The 21240-nt window shown below is 37.9% G+C and carries 18 protein-coding genes; 10 read left to right on the top strand and 8 right to left on the bottom strand.

Translation table 11 applies throughout. From position 1 onward, the window contains the following. Window positions 1-405: 405 nt before the first annotated feature. The 4 genes from E1I69_RS18475 to E1I69_RS18460 all read right to left on the bottom strand — a co-directional run bounded on the left by E1I69_RS18475 (window position 406) and on the right by E1I69_RS18460 (window position 3686). Window positions 406-1374, bottom strand: coding sequence for an MBL fold metallo-hydrolase (locus E1I69_RS18475; protein WP_136381033.1), 969 nt, complete (start codon window positions 1372-1374; stop codon window positions 406-408). Window positions 1375-1386: 12 nt separating this feature from the next. After that, window positions 1387-2259 carry a PaaX family transcriptional regulator gene (locus tag E1I69_RS18470; RefSeq protein ID WP_136381032.1) on the bottom strand — a complete coding sequence of 291 codons (873 nt, stop codon included), beginning with the start codon at window positions 2257-2259 and terminating at the stop codon, window positions 1387-1389. A 72-nt stretch (window positions 2260-2331) separates the two neighbouring features. Further along, entirely contained in the window at window positions 2332-2781 is a 450-nt protein-coding gene (locus tag E1I69_RS18465) for an acyl-CoA thioesterase (protein WP_136381031.1), read from the bottom strand. Window positions 2782-2888: 107 nt separating this feature from the next. After that, entirely contained in the window at window positions 2889-3686 is a 798-nt protein-coding gene (locus E1I69_RS18460) for an enoyl-CoA hydratase/isomerase family protein (protein WP_136381030.1), read from the bottom strand. A 269-nt stretch (window positions 3687-3955) separates the two neighbouring features. On the opposite strand from E1I69_RS18460, the gene E1I69_RS18455 reads away from it, so the two are divergent. Both E1I69_RS18455 and E1I69_RS18450 read left to right on the top strand, forming a co-directional pair. Further along, complete coding sequence (locus E1I69_RS18455; protein ID WP_136381029.1) at window positions 3956-5185, top strand: benzoate/H(+) symporter BenE family transporter; 1230 nt, start codon at window positions 3956-3958, stop codon at window positions 5183-5185. Window positions 5186-5257: 72 nt separating this feature from the next. Further along, the gene (locus E1I69_RS18450; RefSeq protein ID WP_136381028.1) at window positions 5258-5551 is read left to right on the top strand and encodes a hypothetical protein; all 294 of its coding nucleotides are present in this window, start codon (window positions 5258-5260) and stop codon (window positions 5549-5551) included. A 38-nt stretch (window positions 5552-5589) separates the two neighbouring features. Here the strand turns inward: E1I69_RS18450 and E1I69_RS18445 are convergent, their stop codons facing one another. After that, a complete protein-coding gene (locus E1I69_RS18445) occupies window positions 5590-8184 on the bottom strand; it encodes an EAL domain-containing protein (protein ID WP_136381027.1) in 2595 nt (864 codons plus the stop codon). Between the two features lie 277 nt (window positions 8185-8461). Here E1I69_RS18445 and E1I69_RS18440 point away from each other — a divergent pair, with 277 nt between their 5' ends. Then, window positions 8462-9997 (top strand): glycine betaine uptake BCCT transporter, encoded by a 1536-nt coding sequence (locus E1I69_RS18440; protein WP_136381026.1) that lies wholly within the window; start codon window positions 8462-8464, stop codon window positions 9995-9997. A 32-nt stretch (window positions 9998-10029) separates the two neighbouring features. Here E1I69_RS18440 and E1I69_RS18435 read toward each other — a convergent pair whose 3' ends face one another. Both E1I69_RS18435 and rlmD read right to left on the bottom strand, forming a co-directional pair. Further along, on the bottom strand, window positions 10030-10998 hold the full coding sequence (locus E1I69_RS18435) for a cation diffusion facilitator family transporter (RefSeq protein ID WP_136381025.1): 969 nt from the start codon (window positions 10996-10998) through the stop codon (window positions 10030-10032). Window positions 10999-11159: 161 nt separating this feature from the next. Next, window positions 11160-12554: a 23S rRNA (uracil(1939)-C(5))-methyltransferase RlmD gene (rlmD, locus tag E1I69_RS18430; protein ID WP_136381024.1), complete on the bottom strand. Its 1395-nt coding sequence runs from the start codon at window positions 12552-12554 to the stop codon at window positions 11160-11162. 320 nt (window positions 12555-12874) lie between these two features. On the opposite strand from rlmD, the gene E1I69_RS18425 reads away from it, so the two are divergent. The 4 genes from E1I69_RS18425 to E1I69_RS18410 all read left to right on the top strand — a co-directional run bounded on the left by E1I69_RS18425 (window position 12875) and on the right by E1I69_RS18410 (window position 17395). After that, entirely contained in the window at window positions 12875-14398 is a 1524-nt protein-coding gene (locus E1I69_RS18425) for a spore germination protein (RefSeq protein WP_136381023.1), read from the top strand. Between the two features lie 25 nt (window positions 14399-14423). Then, complete coding sequence (locus E1I69_RS18420) at window positions 14424-15515, top strand: Ger(x)C family spore germination protein (protein WP_136381022.1); 1092 nt, start codon at window positions 14424-14426, stop codon at window positions 15513-15515. Window positions 15516-15535: 20 nt separating this feature from the next. Next, on the top strand, window positions 15536-16639 hold the full coding sequence (locus E1I69_RS18415; RefSeq protein ID WP_136381021.1) for a GerAB/ArcD/ProY family transporter: 1104 nt from the start codon (window positions 15536-15538) through the stop codon (window positions 16637-16639). A gap of 141 nt (window positions 16640-16780) precedes the next feature. After that, window positions 16781-17395 (top strand): PH domain-containing protein, encoded by a 615-nt coding sequence (locus tag E1I69_RS18410; protein WP_136381020.1) that lies wholly within the window; start codon window positions 16781-16783, stop codon window positions 17393-17395. 472 nt (window positions 17396-17867) lie between these two features. On the opposite strand, the gene E1I69_RS18405 is transcribed toward E1I69_RS18410, so the two are convergent. Beyond that, window positions 17868-18404, bottom strand: coding sequence for a ribonuclease H-like YkuK family protein (locus E1I69_RS18405; protein WP_136381019.1), 537 nt, complete (start codon window positions 18402-18404; stop codon window positions 17868-17870). 399 nt (window positions 18405-18803) lie between these two features. Between E1I69_RS18405 and E1I69_RS18400 the strand changes: the two genes are divergently transcribed. From E1I69_RS18400 to E1I69_RS18390, 3 genes are read left to right on the top strand one after another with little or no spacing between them, the layout of a single operon-like run. After that, on the top strand, window positions 18804-19574 hold the full coding sequence (locus E1I69_RS18400) for an enhanced serine sensitivity protein SseB C-terminal domain-containing protein (RefSeq protein ID WP_161974936.1): 771 nt from the start codon (window positions 18804-18806) through the stop codon (window positions 19572-19574). 24 nt (window positions 19575-19598) lie between these two features. Further along, complete coding sequence (locus E1I69_RS18395) at window positions 19599-20894, top strand: glycohydrolase toxin TNT-related protein (RefSeq protein WP_136381017.1); 1296 nt, start codon at window positions 19599-19601, stop codon at window positions 20892-20894. Window positions 20895-20905: 11 nt separating this feature from the next. After that, a complete protein-coding gene (locus tag E1I69_RS18390) occupies window positions 20906-21148 on the top strand; it encodes an Imm59 family immunity protein (RefSeq protein ID WP_136381016.1) in 243 nt (80 codons plus the stop codon). The last annotated feature ends 92 nt before the right edge of the window (window positions 21149-21240 follow it).

Genomic DNA, 21240 nt, shown 5'->3' with positions numbered 1-21240 from the left:
GGCTATGATGACAGTTTCGCGCGTGGGGCAGGTACATTCCGGTCTTCATTCGGGTTATGATGACAGTTTCGCGCGTGGGGCTGGTTCGTTCGGGACTTCATTCGGGTTATGATGACATTTTCGCTTGTGGGGCTGGTTCGTTCGGGACTTTCATACACAATTGAACGGGATTACATGTCGGACCACTCACAGTTTTTCTCTTCATCCACCCCATGAACAGGATTTCCCCCATGCCACCCTCACCCTTTTCCCCTTCATCAACCCCATGAACAGGATTTCCTCCATGACGCCCTCACCCCTTTCCCTTTCATCACGAAATCATAATGACTCCTTACCAAACAAAAACCCCAAGATTGCTATTTTCATAACAAACTTGGGGTTCTCGCTTTTTCATACTTTATTCAATTAACTTTGACCGCCATTTACATAGACAATCGGATCCTGATTTTGTTTCGTAATCCGTCCCTCACGCTCTAAATAGTTTAAGTGAGCAATTGTTTCTGCGATTGCGAAGCGCCATTGGTGAGGGTTGAGCTCCCTATGGGAAAACAACACCTTCGCAATCTCATACGTCGTTTTGTAGTCTGCCAAGCTTTCAATATAAGCAAGGCGCTCGTCATGATGCTGGATTAGCTCGTCAATGCGTTCATGTACATTAAGAACCGGTGAATGATGAGCCGAGTAAATCTTCTTTACCGGGTATTTCCTAACTTTACGTAATGACTCGATATATTCATGCAATGGATGCTGGCTCGCACCGGGCCAAACACTAATATTCGGAGTAATTTTTTCAAGAATATGATCGCCACCAAGTAGGATGCCTTCTTCTTCTTGAAAAAAACAAACATGCCCCTCACTATGACCAGGGGTATGGATAACGGACCATTGTTTACCGCCAAACTCAATCGTATCACCAATTGGTTTTGCGACAGGCAGTGGAAGCACACTTTGACCAAGTTTTTCCATATGTTCGGAGATACCCTCCGCTAACTCTTCTGGGACTCCATGCTGCAACACCATCTCTTTCATTCGTGCAACCTGATTGCTGCCTTCCCCCCAAACGCGGTCTATCATCCGAGCATCTACTTCATTCATATACAGCTCAGCACCTGTTTGCTCTTGCATCCAGCCGGAAAGTCCGGAGTGGTCTGGATGAAAATGGGTTAAATATATCGTATGAATATCACGAAGAGTGATTCCAAGATGCGCAAAAACCTCATGCCATGCTTCTCTTGCGGCTCGATAATTTAGTCCTACATCAATCATGACATACCCATCATACTGTTTAAAAAGATAACAATACACATACTTCATCGGAAATGGAACTGGGATTCCAATCCGATAGCCACCAAACTCAATTTTTTCAATATTCATGGCTCACCTCGGTTAGATGTAGATCTCTCCAAATGGATTGAGTGCTTTATCACGTTCGATATGAATTTCACGATCCGGTACTCCCTCAAAAACGGACTCAAAGTAACGAATGGATGGGATGGATAGAAGCTGATGAATATTCCAGAATAGTTCTCGCGCCTTTATGCCAATCCATCCCTCAGGAAGCAAATCCCTTGGAAAGCCTGGATCTTGGAAAAGAAATTTCCGGTACTCATGCACAAGTACAGTTCGTTCAATAAAACATTCCTCATCCTTCAATGTGTTATTTAACGCTCTTTCTCGCAGTTCTTCAAATTTTGGTGTGAACTTATCTATGAATGTTTGATATTCATCCCTTACCATATTTAAGTCCCAGCCGATATCGATAATGCTTTGGTTGTCGTGCGTTACAATTGAAGACGATGTAAATAAAAACGCGTATTCTTCAATTCCGTACACTCTGATCATTTCTTTCACTTGATCCTCAACAGGATTAGGCGTTACAAGTGTGCTATTTGTGAGGTTTCCAAATCCGGTCCAAATCAGTTCTTTACGAATTTTATTACGGATTTCGCGCTTTTCTTCCGGAAACGAATAGGTTAGGATTCTCCACTTCTGGTCCCACATGTGATTTTGAGTGGCATATACCCTGCTAACCCCTTCGTCCACTCTCCCTTGAGACGTAGCGGAGTAATAGCTCTTCTTCCCTACTTTTCTTACCTCTAGCAGGTTATTTTGGACCATCCGAAATATCGCCCCCCTCACAGACGATTCAGATACCCCAAACTGCTTCATGAGTTCAATCAAACTACCAACCCAAATTTCTCCCCCATAATATTTAATATATTCACCATATAAGGTGAACATTAAGGATCTAGGTTTCATCAAAGTCACCACGCTTACTATTTTTTGTTATATTTCAATATTGTTAGTTTTTATTATAGAGGATTTTGAAAATTATGCATTAAAAAGCGGTCTTTTTCCTGATTCATTTGTGTGGAGGTCCTCTTGTAGAATCGAGCGTATGTCTTCAGGTATTGGTACCGCTTTAATTTCTGTTGGCGTTTGTTTTACCCATCCACGTATCTCATACCCATTCCCCGTTCTCGTTTCTCCTCTATACACCTCATGCCGTAGCTTAATTGTTTTTGTTTTAATTTCTTCAACCTTTGTTCGAATCGTAATAATATCATCATATAACAAAGTTTTTTCAAAGCTACATCTTGCATCAAGCATAGGCAAGATAATTTGCCGTTCTTCTTCTAATGTGTTTGGGGATAATCCACAACTTCTAAAAAATTGGTGTCCCGCAATATCGAACCATTTGAAGTAATTAGGATAATACACTATCCCTGCCTTGTCGGTATCTCCCCAATTTACGATTACTTGAAATTCATTTGATCTCACACTATATCCTCCTATTGTTAAAAAAGACTCGCGGAAGTTCGCCGAGGCTTGGCTATTTTAAAATAGCGATATCGGAATTCCCGATATCGCCTTTGATTTAGGTAGATTTATTTTCCACTCCAGTTTGCTTCGCGCTTTTCAATAAATGCACTTAAGCCTTCCTGCGCATCCTGTGAACGGAATAATAGATTTTGAAGCTCCCCTTCATAACGGATCGCTACATTTAGTGGCATTTCTTTTCCATTCATAATTGAAAGCTTAATGTTAGATGTTGCGTAAGTAGCGCTGCTCGCAATCTTTTGTGCATATTCTAACGTTTTTGCTCTTGTTTCTTCCTGAGGGAATACACGGTCTACTAGTTTAATATCTAATGCTTCTTGTGGTGATAGCGTTTCACCTGTGATATTTAGGTCAAGAGCTTTAGAGTGCCCCACTTGGCGAGCAAGGCGCTGAGTTCCACCCGTTCCCGCTAATACACCTAGTGAAACTTCTGGAAGTCCAATTTTTCCTGCTTGGTCTCCCATAAAGCGTAAATCACATGCAAGAGCCATTTCTAATCCGCCACCAACCGTATGACCCTCTAAGCAGGCAATCCAAATTTGTGGAGAACGCGCAATTTTATCTAACGTTTCATTACAGAATAAACAAAATTGTGTTTTAAAGCGTGGCTCAGCTGATTTTAGGAAATTGATGTTAGCACCCGCTGAGAAAAACTTCGGCATATCACTCATTAGTACAGCAACTTTAATATCATTGTCAAAACGGATGTCATCAATTGCCGCATTTAATTCTTTGTAATAGTCAAGGTCATAGGAATTTGTTTTGTTTACATGGATGTGGACTTCAGCAATCCCATTTGCTTTTTTTACTGTTAATGTTTTTGTTTCGTTTACTGTTGTTGTCATTCTTATTACCTCCCGGATTATGTATTACGTTTTTAAATCTTTCGTAATTAATTACAAATATACTGAATCTTTTTTAAATTATCAAATCTGTCTTTTTCTTATTTTCAAGAGAAAATAACCTTCTTTCTCTTGTATGCTCTTTCTTTCTACCTTTTTGGAGGTTTTTTAGACGCCCGTAAAAAATACGTAATTTTTAATTCTAATCTGTGTTATTATGGAACTACTTACATCTTAAAGAATGAATATTATGAATATTCGAGGAGGGTTCTATGAAGGGCAATAGGAGATTCAAAGATCTATATGAACATCTAACTATCAACACCATAAGTTCAGGGGTTGTCGCAGCTATTTTCGGTTGTACAGGTCCTGCACTCATTATAATTGGAGGTGCATCAAGTGGCGGTTTAACCCATGAGCAAACAATCAGTTGGTTATTTGCCGTGTATTTCTTCGGGGGATTATTGGGATTCTTTTTATCCTTGAAATATAAGCAACCCATTGCTGGAGCTTATTCCATCGCCGGTGCCGTCTTAGTTGCAGGCGCTTTGTCGCATTTTTCCTTACCAGAAGCAATTGGTGCCTATCTTGTCGCCAATCTACTCGTTTTTATACTAGGTGCTACCGGATTAATTGATAAAGTCATGAATTGGTTACCTGTTCCCATCGTGATGGGGATGATTGTAGGTGTCATGATGAGGTTTGCAATTGAGATGATCACATCGGTTGAAGTTTCTCCCTTATTAGCAGGCGCGGCCATCATCGTCTATCTATTTTCCTCCCGTTATGTAAAAAAGGTACCACCTGTATTATCAGCATTAGTTGTATCTGTCCTTCTCGCCATTGTCATAAATGAATTTCATATTTCAAATGTTCAAAGTTCGTTTGTGCTACCCCAACTAGAAATGCCAACATTCAGTGTAAATGCTATTATTTCCCTTTCTATACCGCTCGCTATTTTAATTATCTGTACAGAGAATGCACAAACGACTGGCATTCTGATGGCGAAGGGATTTAAGCCGCCAAGTAGTGAGATGGCAGTTTTCGGGTCTATTTTAGGTTTTTTTGCTTCATTTTTCGGAGCTCATGCCATTAATACAGCGGGACCGATGACAGCCATTTGTGCGTCTGATGAGTCAGGTGAAAAAGAAGGTCGATATGCCGCATCGGCTTTAAATGGTCTGTTATTTGCGAGTTTTGGTGTATTTGCAGCGTTGGTGGTTCCATTTGTGATTGCGATGCCAGGTGTGATCGTCAGTACAATTGCCGGTTTGGCGATGATTGGTGTACTTTTAAGTTCATTGAAGATTGCATTTTCAGATAGCAAATTTCAAATGGGCGCCTTTTTCGCGTTCATTATTGGCATGTCAGGTGTAAACTTCTTTAACATCGGTGCACCATTATGGGCCATTGTTGGTAGTATTTTAGTCTCCCTTTTAATCGAACGACATGATTTTGAAAAGAAGATTAAAACTGAAAACAACCTGAAACCAGGGGTGTAAGAACTTTGGATGGGTTGTAAATAGATGGACATACTAATTCACAACCGAAAATTTCATGAGAGGTGAATCAGCATGAATATCGATATACCATCTATTTATGAAAACATGCCAGATTTTTCGAATCATATGGAAGCGAGAGAATGGTTTAAAAGTGAGTTTCAAGACCGTTTTTTCTTAAGGACGCATAGTGATAATGATGGAAAAATGACGTATTATTACCACATCGTAAAGGATCCTGAAACGTATCAACGATATATGGAGAGTTTTGCAAGTAATGAAAAGCATGACATTACCGAAATGTCGACATTTGAAAGCTACACGACTGTTGAAATCAGTGAAGATGGCGACGTAAATATTACATTATAGCAAAAAGGAGGTTCCAATCGGAGCCTCCTTTTCTTGATCTATCCTGGAATTTTTTCATGAATAAATTCAACCATATCTTCTTTGCTAATTGGTCGGCTGAATAAATAGCCTTGAATTTCGTCACAGCCCATATCCACAAGCATTCTACATTCATCCCAGGTTTCTACACCTTCTGCAACCACATTTAACTTAAGCCCATGTGCAATATCAAAAATGGACTTGACCAATAAAGCTTTTTTCTCATCTTTATCGATATTATGAATAAACTTTCGATCAATTTTAATTTCATCGAGTGGAAGCTTTAATAATTGATACAAGGAGGAGTATCCTTTTCCAAAATCATCAATAGAAATCTGAACCCCCAGCTCTTTCAGCTTTTGAATTTGTTCGGCTACTTGTAATTGGTCTGAAATAAACACACTTTCGGTAATTTCAAGTTTTAAATATTTTGGATCTAATCCGGAAGTCTCCAAAGCCTTCGAAATCATAGACACAAGATAATCTTGTTGGAAGTGCTTTGCTGAGAGGTTTACAGAAATCGGAACATGTAAAAGATCTTCAAGCTGCCATTGTTTATTCTGCTTGCATGCCTGTACTAGGGACCATTCGTCAATTTGTGAAATCAGTCCGATTTCTTCGGCCACTTCAATAAAGACCCCAGGAGAAATGGGACCTAAAACAGGATCATTCCAACGAAGTAAGGCTTCGATGCTTGTAATTTTACCAGCAAATGTTTTTGGCTGATAAAACTGTTCAAATCCTTCTGTATCGACTGCTGTTCTCAAGGAATTCTCAATGGTGAGACGCTCCTGGAATTTATATTTCATAGATTCATCGAAAAACTGAACAGTGTTGCCACCCTTTTCCTTCGATATATACATCGCAATGTCAGCATATTTGACTAATGTATCCAAGTCTTCCCCGTTCTCGGGGTACATGCTTACTCCTACGCTTGCAGTAATGTAGTGATCTTGGCCGGCTATTGTAAAATAGGAAGAAAATTCTTTAACAATCATGTCTAATGTTTCATTTACTTCAAATTTATTTTCAACCGAGTGGACGACCACAAATTCATCACCACCAAGACGGAACACTTGTCTGTTATCAGATTGTAGTTTTTTTAACTTGTTCCCCGTTGCTATTAGGAGCATATCACCTGCATCATGCCCTAATGTATCATTAATTTGCTTAAATTGGTTAAGATCTATAAAGATAATTGCAATTTTATTATCCACGCTATTCCGTATTTCCTCGCGAACGTAGTTTTGGAAGAAATAGCGATTTGGTAAATATGTCAAACTATCATAAAAGGCAAGCTTATGGAGCTTGTCCTCTGATTCCTTCAGCCTAGTCGTTTGTTCTCGTAGAATCAGGTTCATTTCGATACTTTCTTGGAAGAGCTCCTTTAGCTTATCCACCATCATCTTAAGGTTTTTACTTAGAACACGAAGTTCTGAAATTGTACTTTGAGGCCATTCAATATTTTCAAAACTGCGAAGCTTCTGTGGTAAGCCCGTCGTGATGGTTGTAAGCTGCCTTAAGTTCTTCGTAAGAAGTCGGCTTATGAACATCACAAATAGGATAGCTGACAATGCAAGAATGAGCAAGTACAGTAGCTGGTCAATTGATGTATTAAAAATTTGCTGTTGATATTGTGCAATAGGGAACAGTAACATAATTCGAAATGAATCTGTATCCCTTGTATAAAAATAGAACGCATCATTCCATCTTGTAATCGGCTGTACATCATTCTTTGCAATTGGCAAGGCCTCATAAAGCCTTGGTGAAATCTCCCGTATCTCATACTTTTTAGACTCAAAATTCATCAAAGCCGTCGATGCAATGATTTGATCCGAATGATCAAAGATGATAATATCGCTCTCTTTATTCGTATTGCGCCATAAAATATCTTCAATTTGTTTCTTATCAATAATTCCATTGCTTTTTTCTAACCGAAGAAATTCATTTTCAATCCGATTCACTCTCGTTTCGCCTACAACACCTAAGTCTTTTTTTATGAGATCAAACGTATTTATTGTATTTGTAATGACACTTATAAAAAACGGAACGAGTATGGTAAAAATGGTGATCTGGGATAAAAACTGATGAATGGACACATTATTTTTACTAAGTCGGTTCTTTGTAACCAATTTATAAAATGGAAAATAAGCTAATAACACGTCTGCTACTAATACATTGAATAGTCCATTGGTAATATCTTTACTTACTAAAAAATAAAGAGCAGTACCTGCCAATGTTTCCCGACCGAAAAAAAATAGCAACACAATTCCAATTACCAGCCAAAAAAGCACATCAACGAAGAACATTTTTGCTTTTCGGCCACGCCAGAAAAATGCACCTACAAAAATAATTTCAACAAGCATTATGATTGCATAATAAGAACTAGTTGAAAAAAAGATAGTAAAGAAGATTGCAATCAGCCCGGTTACGATCGCAGCGGTATATCCAAATATGCGAAGGATTAAAAATAAAAAAATACTCGCAAAAGAAAATGTAATTCCATACAAAAGGGATATTCTGAAATGTGAGGCTAACAGCACAAATCCCATCAAGGCTACTAATAGGATTATGTCGCTATTCAGTTTGCCTTTTAAATGCGTAAATCCTATCATAAGGTCTCCTTACGTTCATCTTAAATATGTAAAACGACATTTTTCACTGTGATTATCATAATAATATCATAATTTCGACTGATAATTCCTATATTTTCTCTCAAAAATTGGTATCGCCTCCATAAAATATGGCTTTTCTTCCTTTTTATCCAATAATTTCAAACCTTTCGTATCGTTGGCGAAAAAATATAAACTTAGTTTCCCTAAAAAGAGCTAATTTTTTTTGAGAGTGGGAAAGATAGTGAATACATAAGCACAATAAAGAAAGGATTTTATGATGAAAAAAATATCTAATGTTTTTTGGATTTCAGTTGCCATTACACTTGCAGCTGTCATCTTTGGTGTTGCTGCACCAAAAAGTTTCGAAGAAGTAACAGGTAATATTCAAGAATTTATCACTTCCGCCTTTGGGTGGTATTACCTTATTTTAGTGACGATTATAGTGATTTTCTGTACTTTTCTTATATTTAGCCCTGTTGGTGCGATTCGGCTCGGAAAACCTGATGAAAAACCCGAGTATTCAAACGTCTCTTGGTTTGCGATGTTGTTTAGTGCTGGGATGGGAATTGGACTTGTCTTTTGGGGCGCTGCAGAACCACTTTCCCATTATATGACTCCTCCATTAGCAGAAGGTGCTACAAATGCTGCTCAAAAAGAAGCGATGCGCTATACATTTTTCCATTGGGGAATTCATGCATGGGGAGTATACGCCCTTGTGGCTCTTGCCTTAGCCTATTTTAATTTCCGAAAAGGCGAACCTGGTCTCATTTCAGCAACGCTAAAGCCTGTTTTAGGAAAAAAGGCAATGGAAGGAAAACTAGGTATACTGGTTGATGTGTTAGCCGTGTTTGCAACGGTTGTTGGTGTTGCAACAACATTAGGATTTGGAGCTGCCCAGATCAATGGAGGTCTTTCTTTTCTACTGGGAATACCTAATAATTTCTTCGTTCAATTTATCATTATTGCGATTGTTACCGTCTTATTTATGATGTCTGCATGGTTAGGATTAAGTAAAGGTATAAAATATTTGAGTAATACAAACATGATTTTAGCAACTGCCCTGCTCATTTTAATGTTTGTAGCAGGTCCAACAGTTCTAATTCTTGACATGTTCACAGATTCGATTGGTGGTTATATACAAAATATTGTACAAATGAGCTTCCGAATTGCTCCTTTAAATGAGGAACATCGTTCTTGGATTAACGGATGGACGATCTTCTACTGGGCTTGGTGGATCTCATGGTCTCCATTTGTAGGTATTTTTATTGCACGTGTCTCTAGAGGAAGAACAATTCGCCAATTTATTATAGGGGTTTTATTGCTCCCTGCTCTAGTAAGCTTTTTATGGTTTGCCGTATTTGGGACTTCCGCAATCGAAGTTCAAAAGGAAGGTATTGTTGACCTTTCACATTTTGCTACAGAAGAGGTTCTCTTTGCCATCTTTAATCAATCTTCACTATCCGTTATTTTATCGGTGGTTGCCATTATCCTTGTAGCGACATTCTTTATTACGTCTGCTGACTCTGCAACTTTTGTTCTAGGAATGCAAACTACATACGGATCACTGACACCACCTAACAATGTAAAACTAACATGGGGCATTTTACAATCAACCGTGGCTTTAATTTTATTATACAGCGGTGGTTTACAAGCCTTACAAAATGCTCTTATAGCAGCAGCTTTTCCATTCTCTATTATTATGGTACTGATGATGATTTCACTGTACCGCTCGTTAACAAAAGACAAAAAGGAACTTGGTTTGTATTTGAAACCAAAACATAAGAAAAAGACAACTACTCCACAGGAGCATTAGAAAAAAACCGGAATCTCTATCGATTCCGGTTTTTAGTTTGAAACCAGACCTTGTGACCATGTCTTTACTCCGTCGTCTTCCACGAATTCGATGATAACGTCGGTCACGCCTTTAATTGATTGGATTTCCTTTTCAATGCGGTCTTTTATTTGAAATGCTTCTTTTACCGTTAAATTCGGTTCAATTTCTAATTTCATCTCGATATGGAAATCCTCCCCTTCTTTCATTGCAAATAAGGTTTTGATATCTTTAATTTCAGGATTTGTAAAAATAAACTCAGCAATTTTGTTTTCAAGGTCTTCGTCTGCTTCACCCAGCACCCCTTTTGCATTGTCTAGGAATACCTTACCCACAACATAAAACATCATGATACCAATAATAATAGAAGCAATCCCTTCCGCAGCATGAAATCCTCCATAATAAGAGAGTAAAATCCCAATGATCGCTATAAGTCCGCCAAGAGTTGCTACTAAATCCTCCATGAATACAAGCTTTGTTGCGGGCGTCGCTTTTCCTAAATGACTAAAGCTTTTGCCTACAGCTGCAAATCCGCTTGCCTCCACATGAGCTTCATGTAGTACTTCCTTCATTGCCTTAAAAAGAACGTATGACTCTAAGATAGCGGCCAACCCTAATACAGAAAGATTAATGGCAATACCTTTTGATTCAGTTGGGTGTTGAATATGAAGAAATCCTTCTTTGATTGTTTCATAACTCATAATGCCAACAATAAGAACAGCGCCCAGTAAAACCAGATTGACAAGACGACCAAAACCATTCGGATAGTTTTCAGTCGGCATTTTTTTACTTAATGCGCTTCCTATAAACACGAAAAATTGATTGGCTGCATCCCCTAACGAGTGCATCGTTTCGGCAAACATCGCAACATTCCCCGTGAAGAAAAATGCAACCCCTTTAATAATCGCAATAATCGTGTTCACAATTGTCGCAATCAAAGATGACTTGTTTCCATTTTTTAATAAACTTTGTTTTTTCGACATAGTGACCTCCAGTCGGTGATTCTTAGTAATAATCGTAGTATTTATTACTTTTGAAAAATTTATTAGCGGAAGTGCAGGAGAGAAGTGTCCTTCATCATTTTATTGTAAAAAAAAATGCCTCCCCCAGTAAGTAATATTTTTAACCTACTGGGAGAATGCACTTAATTTTCTTCTCTTACAAGCAATGCCACCGCTTCTACGTGAACTGTATGTGGGAATAGGTCCACTGGCTGCACAACTTTTAGTGTATATCCAAATGGTTCGAGTTCTTTAATATCCGTTGCGAACGTTTCTGGGTTACATGAAACATAGACGATTCTTTCTGGCTGTGAACGTCCGATTCTTCTCATTACTTTCCCACCAGCACCTGAACGTGGTGGATCAAGCAAGAGGAGTTCAGGTCTTCCGAAGCTTTCAAGCACATCATCGATTCCTTTTCTTGCGTCTTTTGCTAAGAAATATGTGTTTGATAAGCCATTGTCACTTGCATTCCGCTTTGCAGATTCTATTGAACTTTCCACAATTTCAATTCCTGCAAGCTTTTCAACTCGACTTGCGAACGGGAGAGAGAATGTTCCAACTCCACAGAATAGATCAATCATTTTTTCTGTTTTCTTTGGCTCACCCATTTCAATCGCAAGGTCGACCAATTTTTGGGCTTGGGTTGGGTTTGTTTGGAAGAATGTATCAAACCAGACACGGAATCGATACCCATCCATTTCATCATAAATAAAATCACGACCCGCTAATACATGTGTTTTTTCAGATTGGGTACGGTCAGCCCAGTCTGTGTTTTCAAGCCATAATAAGCTTTTTACCTCTGGAAATTTATTTTCAATGCGTTCTACTAGATCATCCGCAGCTCCTTGAAGATGTCCCTCTGGTGCTTCGGTTACAAAAAGGGCTAACATGATTTCACCAGTAGCAAAGGATTGTCTCACCATAAGATGGCGAAGAAGTCCTTCATGCTGATCTTTGTTATACCCTGAGAGCTGATGATCCTTTGCCCACTCCGCAACTTCCATTGCACCTTCTACCATTTTTTCGCCTGCAATTAAACAGGTTTCAAGTGAAATAATCTTTCGGAAATTTCCTTGTTCATGTAAGCCAAGCGCCCCTTCAGGTGAGAAGGTAAATTCCATTTTATTGCGGTAATGCCAAGGCTCGTCCATTCCAATGGTGTCTTTGACAAGATCAGGATTGAAACCTTGTGATTCCACTTGTCGCTTTACATAATCTGTCTTGTACTGGAGCTGACCTTGGTAATCCCAGTGCTGCCACACACAGCCACCACATTTTTCAAAATGAGGACAAGGTGGTGCAAGTCTTTGTTCATTTGATGTGAGGATTTCCTCAGCCGGTGTTCTCCAGCGCTTGCGATCTGGCTGGTCAACGGTCACACGTACTTGCTCGCCAATTAAAGTTTGTGGGATTGTGAGCTTTAGCTTCTTTTTATTGCCGTGCTCATTTTCTCGCCATGCCGTTGCTCGACCCGAACCCTTTTCATCTAAACTTTTAATTTCAACAATCATCGTTTCTGGTTTTGTTACTGCCAATTGCTGTTCCTCCTCTAAAATCTACCTATCTATATAGAAGTGTCGGTTTTTACATGTCATTTTGTTATTAAAAATATAGGCTTAGTTCATTTCTATCCTATTTTACAACATACTAACCAAGTATAAAGCACAAACTTCAAATTTGGAATTCCTACAACCCTAGAAAGTATTAACATTCACATCACCAAGATGCAAATTGCTGCATCTGGGTCGAACACTCTTACCAACAGACAAGATTTAATTGGTGAATATTCCCTTCTTTGTTGTTAAATACTATTTAGAAAGAATCTGGAACTATGCGTATAGGGTTGGGTGGAGGTATGTTTCGTAAAAAGAAAGAAAGTAAACAGTCCGAGAAAAGTTATGAAACTGTTGAGAGAACGATAGCAGAAGTTTTGGAGAAGGCAAAAAAATCGAGTGACTTTTCAACAATCACACCTTTTGAGAATAACGATCAGATTGTCTTACGTTTTTTTAAAACATTGGTTGATAGCAGTATTCTGCAACAATCCATATTACCATTTTTAAAGGAGAAGGCTGTAGACTTAAAAACTCTCTCTGATTTGAAAAATAGTATCCCAATAGAGGAAGTGACCTTCTCAAAAGACCCTAAGGAAATCGAAATAGCTTTTCATCAAGGAGCGGTTGCCCTATCCTTTAAAAATCAAATGGATGAATTCATTCTAGTTGGCATCGGTAATGCGAGATTAGGACAACGTGAAACAAATGATACACAAAATGAATTTAGCGTAATTGGACCGAAAGTTGGGTTCATTGAAGATATTAGAACAAATCTTCATATGCTGAGAGAACATCTTGATTCGCCAGATCTTATATTTGAAGAAATGGTTATTGGAACAAGATCCAGAATAAAGGTTGTGATTGCATACCTAGATGGCGTTACGAATCCAGAGTATGTAAACACTGCGAAACAAAGGATACTTGATCTTGACGTTGATACGGTATTTGATAATACTCAGTTGGAACAAATGATATCTGATAATTCGACCTCTCCATTTCCTTTATTTATTTCTACTGAGAGAGTAGATCGAACCGTTGGAGCACTTTTAGTAGGGCAGGTTGTCCTGATTAGTGATAAGTCCTCCTACGCTGTGATTGGTCCTGTAAATCTAATGGATTTCTTTTCAAATCCAGAAGATTTTTATCTTCCAACCTTGATTGCATCCTTTTTTAAATTAATACGGATCTTTGGAATGATCTTTTCTATCTTTGCGACCTCCTTTTATGTAGCAATCTTAACATACCATTTTGAGGTTATTCCTAAGGATCTACTAGGCCCTATTATCAATTCAAGAGCCAATGTTCCGTTCCCTCCCGTTATTGAAGTTTTATTTTTAGAAGTAACTATTGATCTTCTTAGGGAAGCTGGGGCACGACTCCCCACTAAAATTGGACAAACACTAGGGATTGTTGGAGGCATTGTAATTGGCCAGGCTACTGTTGAAGCAGCATTAACCAGTAATATTTTATTAATTATTGTGGCTCTTTCAGCCTTAGCGTCCTTTACAACCCCCATTTATAAAATGTCTTCTGCCGTGAGAATGTTGCGATATCCGTTTATTATATGTGCTGCCATTTGGGGAGGCTTAGGTATCTATGTGGGAATTCTTTTTCTAATCGGTCATTTAACTCGACTAAAATCGTTTGGGGTTCCATATATGGTTCCACTTTATCCTTATCGAAAAGGGTGGGCACTTGGCTCCTTTATAAGACCTGATTTTACAAAACAAAATTCACGTCCGAAGTACTTTAGACCTTTGAGCAAGGAACGTTTTGCTCCCGCTAATGACCAAGATCCTAATGATGGATTGAATTCAGAATAAATTTTTATAAGGAAGCAGAGATAAAATGGGTAAATGGAGAAAAATTTTCATATTTGTCTTAGTTTTTGTTTGTTTAGCTGGTCTAGTAGGTTGTTCAAGAACGAAAATTGTCGATAAATTGAGCATTGTCCATGTATTTGGGTTTGATTTAGGTGATAACGATGAAATAATTGGATCTGCCTTGTTTCCTGAATACACCCATAGTAAGAGTAGCACTAAAATTCATTATTTACAGGAGAAATCTGACGCAATTGCTCTGTTATCTCCTAAGATGGGGACTCATACGAGTACCCCGGTTGAGTTAGCCAAAATTAGGGTTATCGTGATTGGAAATGATTTTGCCAAAGCTGGCATTCGTGATGTGGTAGATCGACTTCTTGTCCAACCACAAATAGCTACCAATATTCAAATTGCCGTTTCTACACATAGTGCTGAAGAAACTCTTAAGACCCTAAAAAAACAAAGTGACCTAACATTAGCTGATCAGATCAAACAAAATATGACAGGACAACTGATCCCACGCATGAACCTTCATGTCTTCTTAAACCACTTTTACGGAGAAGGAGAGGACCCGTATGTACCTATGCTAACGATTGATGAGGAAGATAAGGTTCAGGTAGATCAGGTTGGTATTTTCAAAGATGATAAGCTTAAACTTCACTTAAATGTAAGAGAAACATTTATTTTCTCCATTCTAGAGGATTTTCGAACACAGGCAAATTACGAAGTAGACTACGATCATGAAAATCGGAAGGAAAACATTATAATTCAGGGTTTCAGAAGTAAAAAGTCGTGGGAGTGGATTAAAAATAAGCAGCAATTAAATCTTAAATTAAATCTCATTTGGAGTATCACTGATCGTCCTGAACGATTTGATTTAGAAAATCCAGATGATATTAAGGTTATCAAAGAATTAATTGAAAAAAATGTAAAAAATGACTTAAAGAACCTATTGGATACACTTAAAGAAAAAGAAGTTGATCCGCTAGGTATTGGAAATATCGTTCGATCTCAGGATAAAAACTGGGATGAAAAATCTTTTTATGAGCAATACCCTTCATTACCCATCAATGTTGACGTGCATTTAGAGATAATACATTCAGGCCTTCAAGGCTAGCTAGACTAGGATGGTTAAAAATGAACAGTAAAATGAACGAAAATAAACTGGTCTCACCCTATTTCCTATTCTTTTTAATTCATGCCTCTCAAACTGGAATAACTGTTCTAAAATATCAAGGAAATGTGATTAACGGAGCCGGTCATGATGCATGGATATCGATACTTGTTCTAGGTTTAAGTCTTCATCTATTGTTTTTTATGACGCTATTTATCCTAAAACAATCCACCGCCGGGGATATTCTTTCGTTTCATAAAGATATTTTTGGTAAGTATGTAGGGGGAGCATTAAACATTGTTTTAGCTGTTTATTTTTCCATAGCTGGATTAGGAGTTTTGTATTCCTATATTGATGCCCTCCAAATTTGGGTATTCAATGGAATTGCTAGCTGGGAGTATTCTATTCTTCTTTGTTGCCTTGTTTACTATCTCGTCTCAGGGGGATTTCGAGTCATAACTGGAATTGCATTTTGGGGAGTGATTATACCTGGTTTCTTAATCTTAACCTTTTTATATTTAATAGGCTATGCCGAAGTATCATACCTTTTCCCACTCCTCCAATATAAGGTAAAAGACTATTTGATATCTGCTTCTGAATCTGTTCCATTATTCTTAGGTTTTGAAACAGCACTAGTTTATTTTCCTTTTATTAAAAATGGGAAAAAAGCGAGTAAATGGGGGCATATTGCTTTATTTTGGACAACCTTACTATATGTTGTAATAACCATTCTTACGTTTATGTTCTTTTCTCAAGGTAAATTGCATCACCTAACATGGCCAACTTTAACCATGATTAAAATCATTCAACTTCCATTTTTGGAGCGATTTGAATTTATTTTTATATTTACATGGCTCTTAGTTGTTATACCCGTCATCTGCATTTACCTTTGGTCTGCTGTAAGGGCCATCAAACTTTCAATTCCAAAGATAAAACCGACTTACACCCTACTCTTTTTTCTAGCTGCTTATTTATTCACCAATAGCTTCCTGATCGATATGTATTACACACAGTTAATTTCAAAAATGATTAAATATAATGGAATGTTATTTCTATTCGTTTACATCCCGTTGCTATTCATCATTAGTCTCATTCGTCATTTCATAAAAAAACAAAAAAAAGCTTGAGAGATTCAATACATCTGTTGCTCCGAGCGTTTTTAATTGATCTTCTTTCAGTACTTCAGTCGTAAAATTTCTGGTTATATTCACTCAATAAACACGATATAATGAAGTCGGAGCAAAACGTTAGATGAAGGGGGAGTTTTCATGTTAAAAAAATTTGCAGCTGATGCATTAGGTTTATCTGACATTGGAAAAATTATTGGCCCTGAGGATTATGACAAGACGGACGCAGATGATTACATACGTCATGAGGATCATGAGAAGATTTACTTTTTAATTAAAACAAAGGCAGATGAATATTGCTTTACAAACATCGCATTTATCCATGTTGACGGTGCGAATGCCGTTTCTTCTAAAAGGGTATTAAAGCGCTATCCTTATTCTCAGCATAAAATTACAAATGTGTTCCTTGAAACAGCTGGTAGAGTCGACTTAGATATCGAGATAAAATTCAATCTAGGCAATCAAGCCTTTAGTATAGACGTAGATAAAAGACAGCTAGAAAAATTAAATGATTTATATAAAGCCCTCGTATATATATCCGAGATCAACCATGAGAATAGCGTGATGTACGATATGGCGGTCAATAGCTTAGATAAAGCAGTCACGGTATTGCATAATTCAAGAACTTCGGATGTCGGTCTTTCTGAGGAATACAAACAATTGACAGAATATGGCTTCTCTTGGCTTTCCTCAGCACGTGATCAATACCACAGAAAAGACTTTGGTGAAGTATTCGAAAAGTATATTAATAACTAATAGATTGGATTATTTTGACGGCATTCGAAAAGTTTATTTTAGTTGACTTCGGATGTCGTTTTGTCATTTTTACTGGGTGTGGTGGGGTTGAGGGAAGGTGAATTATTTTTCCATTGGAAACTAGATTAGATTGTGGTTCAGTTACTGTATGAAGTGGATTTCGATTAGGATTTTGATTGGTTTTCCTCTTCATCTCGCGATTGAAGAGGGTTTCGCTCTAGTTTTCGATTCCTTTTCCTCTTCATCTCACGTATGAAGGGGATTTCACTCTAGTTTTCAATTCCTTTTCCTCTTCATCTCGCGTATGAAGGGGATTTCGCTCTAGTTTTTAATTCCTTTTCCTCTTCATCCAACCTATCCCCCAGCAGGTTAAATCCAAAGCAAAATCAGTGCCTGATTCCCAACGAAAACGCCTGGGTTCCAGGCACCGATTCCGTTTTACCGCAAAATGCGGGTACTACCCTCAACTGATTTATTTAGTAAACCGGTTTGCGTAGCATGAAGCCACAAATGCATTTGGTTTTATTTTAGGTTCCACGCCAATTGATTCCATTCGTGTAACCATCTCATTGACAAATTCACGTGTTTTGTTCCTCTTCCCTGCCCCAATATCGATATGCCCTTCCATTGTAAATGAAGCGCCATCGTAAACATGTGGCAGTACAATATCGATTAGTTGATTTTTCTTTTCCTCGGTAAATAATGAAACAATTTCCTCCGATAAGGATAATTCATAGGAAATTCGCTCATGCAAATGTTCCATTTTTCTTGGAACAACCACTTTTCGAATACATGCCCACACACCTTTTCCTTCATTAAGTATCACAACACCGGTTATAAAGGTGGTTTGTCTTGGATGCACTTGGGAGTCTGTACCAATGATGAGCCTATATTTTCCACTAGGTTCGGATCGCATGAACTCTTTTATGTGCTCAAAAACTCGCTCAAATGACATTCGTTTTTCCTTTAGATTTTTAAATAAGAAGTGATGGTTTGAATTGTTTTTCATAAATTCATATCACAACTTTCCCGTCTTTTGTCGACCTGCTTTTATACATTTTATGAGCGGAATCCAATAATGTGTGATTAATATTATTCAGCTTACTGAATAATATTAACTCCTCCGGAGGATGCCACAGATTTTCAAAGGATTCTTTTCGTGCATAAGATCAAAGACTAATAACGCCACATCCTGTGGCAACGTCTTTGTGACCCACATCGTGTGGGCCTAAAAAATCTGGGCGCAAATACGCTAAGGCGTATTTGATTAATTAGATTTAGTACAAAAATTGGATGTCCACGATGAAGAAATATGCCATTTTACCCAGTTCTTTATTCCCTATTTTTACCTCTAATTGGATTGTATACTATTACCATAAACCTAAATTGGAGCGTGTATGTTCAAAAAATGAAAAAACAATCCATTGACCCATTTGATACCATTCTGTCAGAAGCCATTACGAATCCGATGAAGCGTTATTCTTTTTATAAAGCTTTTATGGATTTAGAGATTGTTGTAATCGGCACAGTGTCTTCAGATAAAAAAACTTCAGAGCCTATTCTCCAGTTGAAACATATCGAAATGAACAATGAGCTTGTGCTGCCTGTTTACTCTAGTATCGAGAAGTTCAACCAGATTTATAGAGGAAAATATAAATATATAAAAATTACAACACGTCATCTCTTACAGTTAGTTGAACCTGATACACCTTGGGTACTCAATCCTGGATTTGATATCAGTAAAAAGATTATCCAAGAGGAACTAGAAACGTTACGTGACGGAAGAATTTTTCATTACTTTTTTGAGGAGTTAAATCTTGAAGAAAAACAGAATTTCCTAACTAACCGGATGACAGAGTTCCCACAACAATTCCTTGAGATTATTTCTAGCAAACTTAAAAACTTCCCAACTATCAAAAATGCTTATTTTACACATATTTATAATCCTTCTAGATCAAGTAATCCAATCCCTTTGATTGGCCTTACCCTGGATCAAAAAGAGGAAAGTGCCGAGGAACTATTATTGCATGTATATAATGCGGCTAATGAAAATGCTCAGCAACGAATTGAAATTCTTATCCTGGCTGAAGATCTTCCACTAACAAATTCTATCATTACCGGGACCGAGCCCTTTTATATTCGAACAACCATAGATGATTTAAACTCCATGTTCCGATAAGGATTTACGAAAGGAGGTAAAGAAATGGCTCAAATTGACATTAAAGTGAATAGTGTCCGCTCCTCAAACAGTCGGTTAAAAGGAATCACTTCCGATTTGACAGATACACAGAGTCGCCTCTCTAGTCTACGCCATGCGATCGACAGCCAAATCACGAGTAGGCAAGGTATTGGTGCAAATTTAAGTAGTATGGCATCCTCCATCCATGATTTGGAAAAGCGCCTCAACCAACTACATAGTTTCGTGGATAATAGTGTAGCTCGGTATGAACAAGCGGATAAACAAGTAAACTCCCATTCACAAAAATTAACCGAGCCCCCAAAAAAATCATTTTGGGAATCGGTTGGGGATTTCTTTGGGGTCGTGGGCAACTCCGTAAAAGGATTGGCAACTGGTCTTTGGGACGTCGGTGTAGACACAGTTAAAGGAATTTGGAACATCATCACTCATCCTGTTGAAACCTTTAAAGGGCTCGTACATGTCATCCAACACCCGGTCGAAACCGCAAAAGGAATATGGGATGCAATCAAAACATCATGGAACGAAGATGTGGTCAACGGTGATGCCGAAAGCCGAGGACACTGGTTTGGGCGTGCTTTTGGAGAAATTGCCCTCGCAATTGTAGGTACAAAAGGTGTAGATAAAGCGGTAAAATTAACGAAAGGGGCAAAAGTGGTTGATGAGGTCGGTGGGGTAAGGGTTGTTACTGGTGTTGATGATCTATTAAAAAAATCCACCTGTCCTCCTGATGTATTAAACACCTATTTACAAAAAATTGATAAAGAACTTGCTGATGAATATACAATAACAGGAATATGGCCCGAACATATTCAAATACCGAAAGATCCTAGTGTATTAAAGCCAGATGGTTCTATTAAATGGGAAGAGGTTCCTAAGGGAGGGTATGTACTTGATCAAAAAGGAAGCCCTATTAAAGAAGTACATACACCTGCCCCTGGAGAAGTAATTGACCGATATGGACCACCGAATGGTCGATATACTTCGCCTGTTATCGATGGAAAGCCATTTGATTATGATCAAAGATCCTTACCGTATGTGGAGGATCCTAAAATGTACCATCAATATCAAGTAGTTGGAGGATTCGATGATCTTAAATCGATCGTTACTAGTAGTGATAGCATAACAAAAATAAAAGTAGAAGCTTATATGAGGAAATATGGTTTATCATACGATGATTTACAAGTACAAATTGGAGAAATTGCCAGCGGCTTTGGGTCAAAAGGAGGTGGGATTCAGTATGAGTTACCATTACCAGTTGATATGCTCGAAAGCTTAGGAATTCTAGAGAAGATAAAATAGGAGATGAGAATATGATTAGAGAAGAAGCTATGAAAATTATTCAGACTGAAGACCTTCAAAATTATAATTGGTTTTCCGATAGAGGTATTTATCCGGATGAAGTTGGAATTATTATGAAAGATAATACGTGGATAGTATACTCAGCTGACGAACGTGCCAGCATAAGAAATCAAGTCGAATTTCAAAATGAAAGTGATGCTCTGACCGAATTTATTGAACGTTTAAGAGCTGATAAGATTTTAAGGAGTCTATAAAAACCTCTTTCATTAATCGCTTTGTTAAATAGCCCGTTCACCAATAACACCTTACTTTTTATTCTTTTATAACAACATATAGGGGACAATTT

Origin of the sequence: Bacillus timonensis, assembly GCF_004799755.1 — a bacterium.
GTDB classification, from domain to species: Bacteria; Bacillota; Bacilli; order Bacillales; family Bacillaceae_L; genus Ferdinandcohnia; species Ferdinandcohnia timonensis_A.
This window is presented reverse-complemented; position numbering and strand designations above follow the sequence as displayed.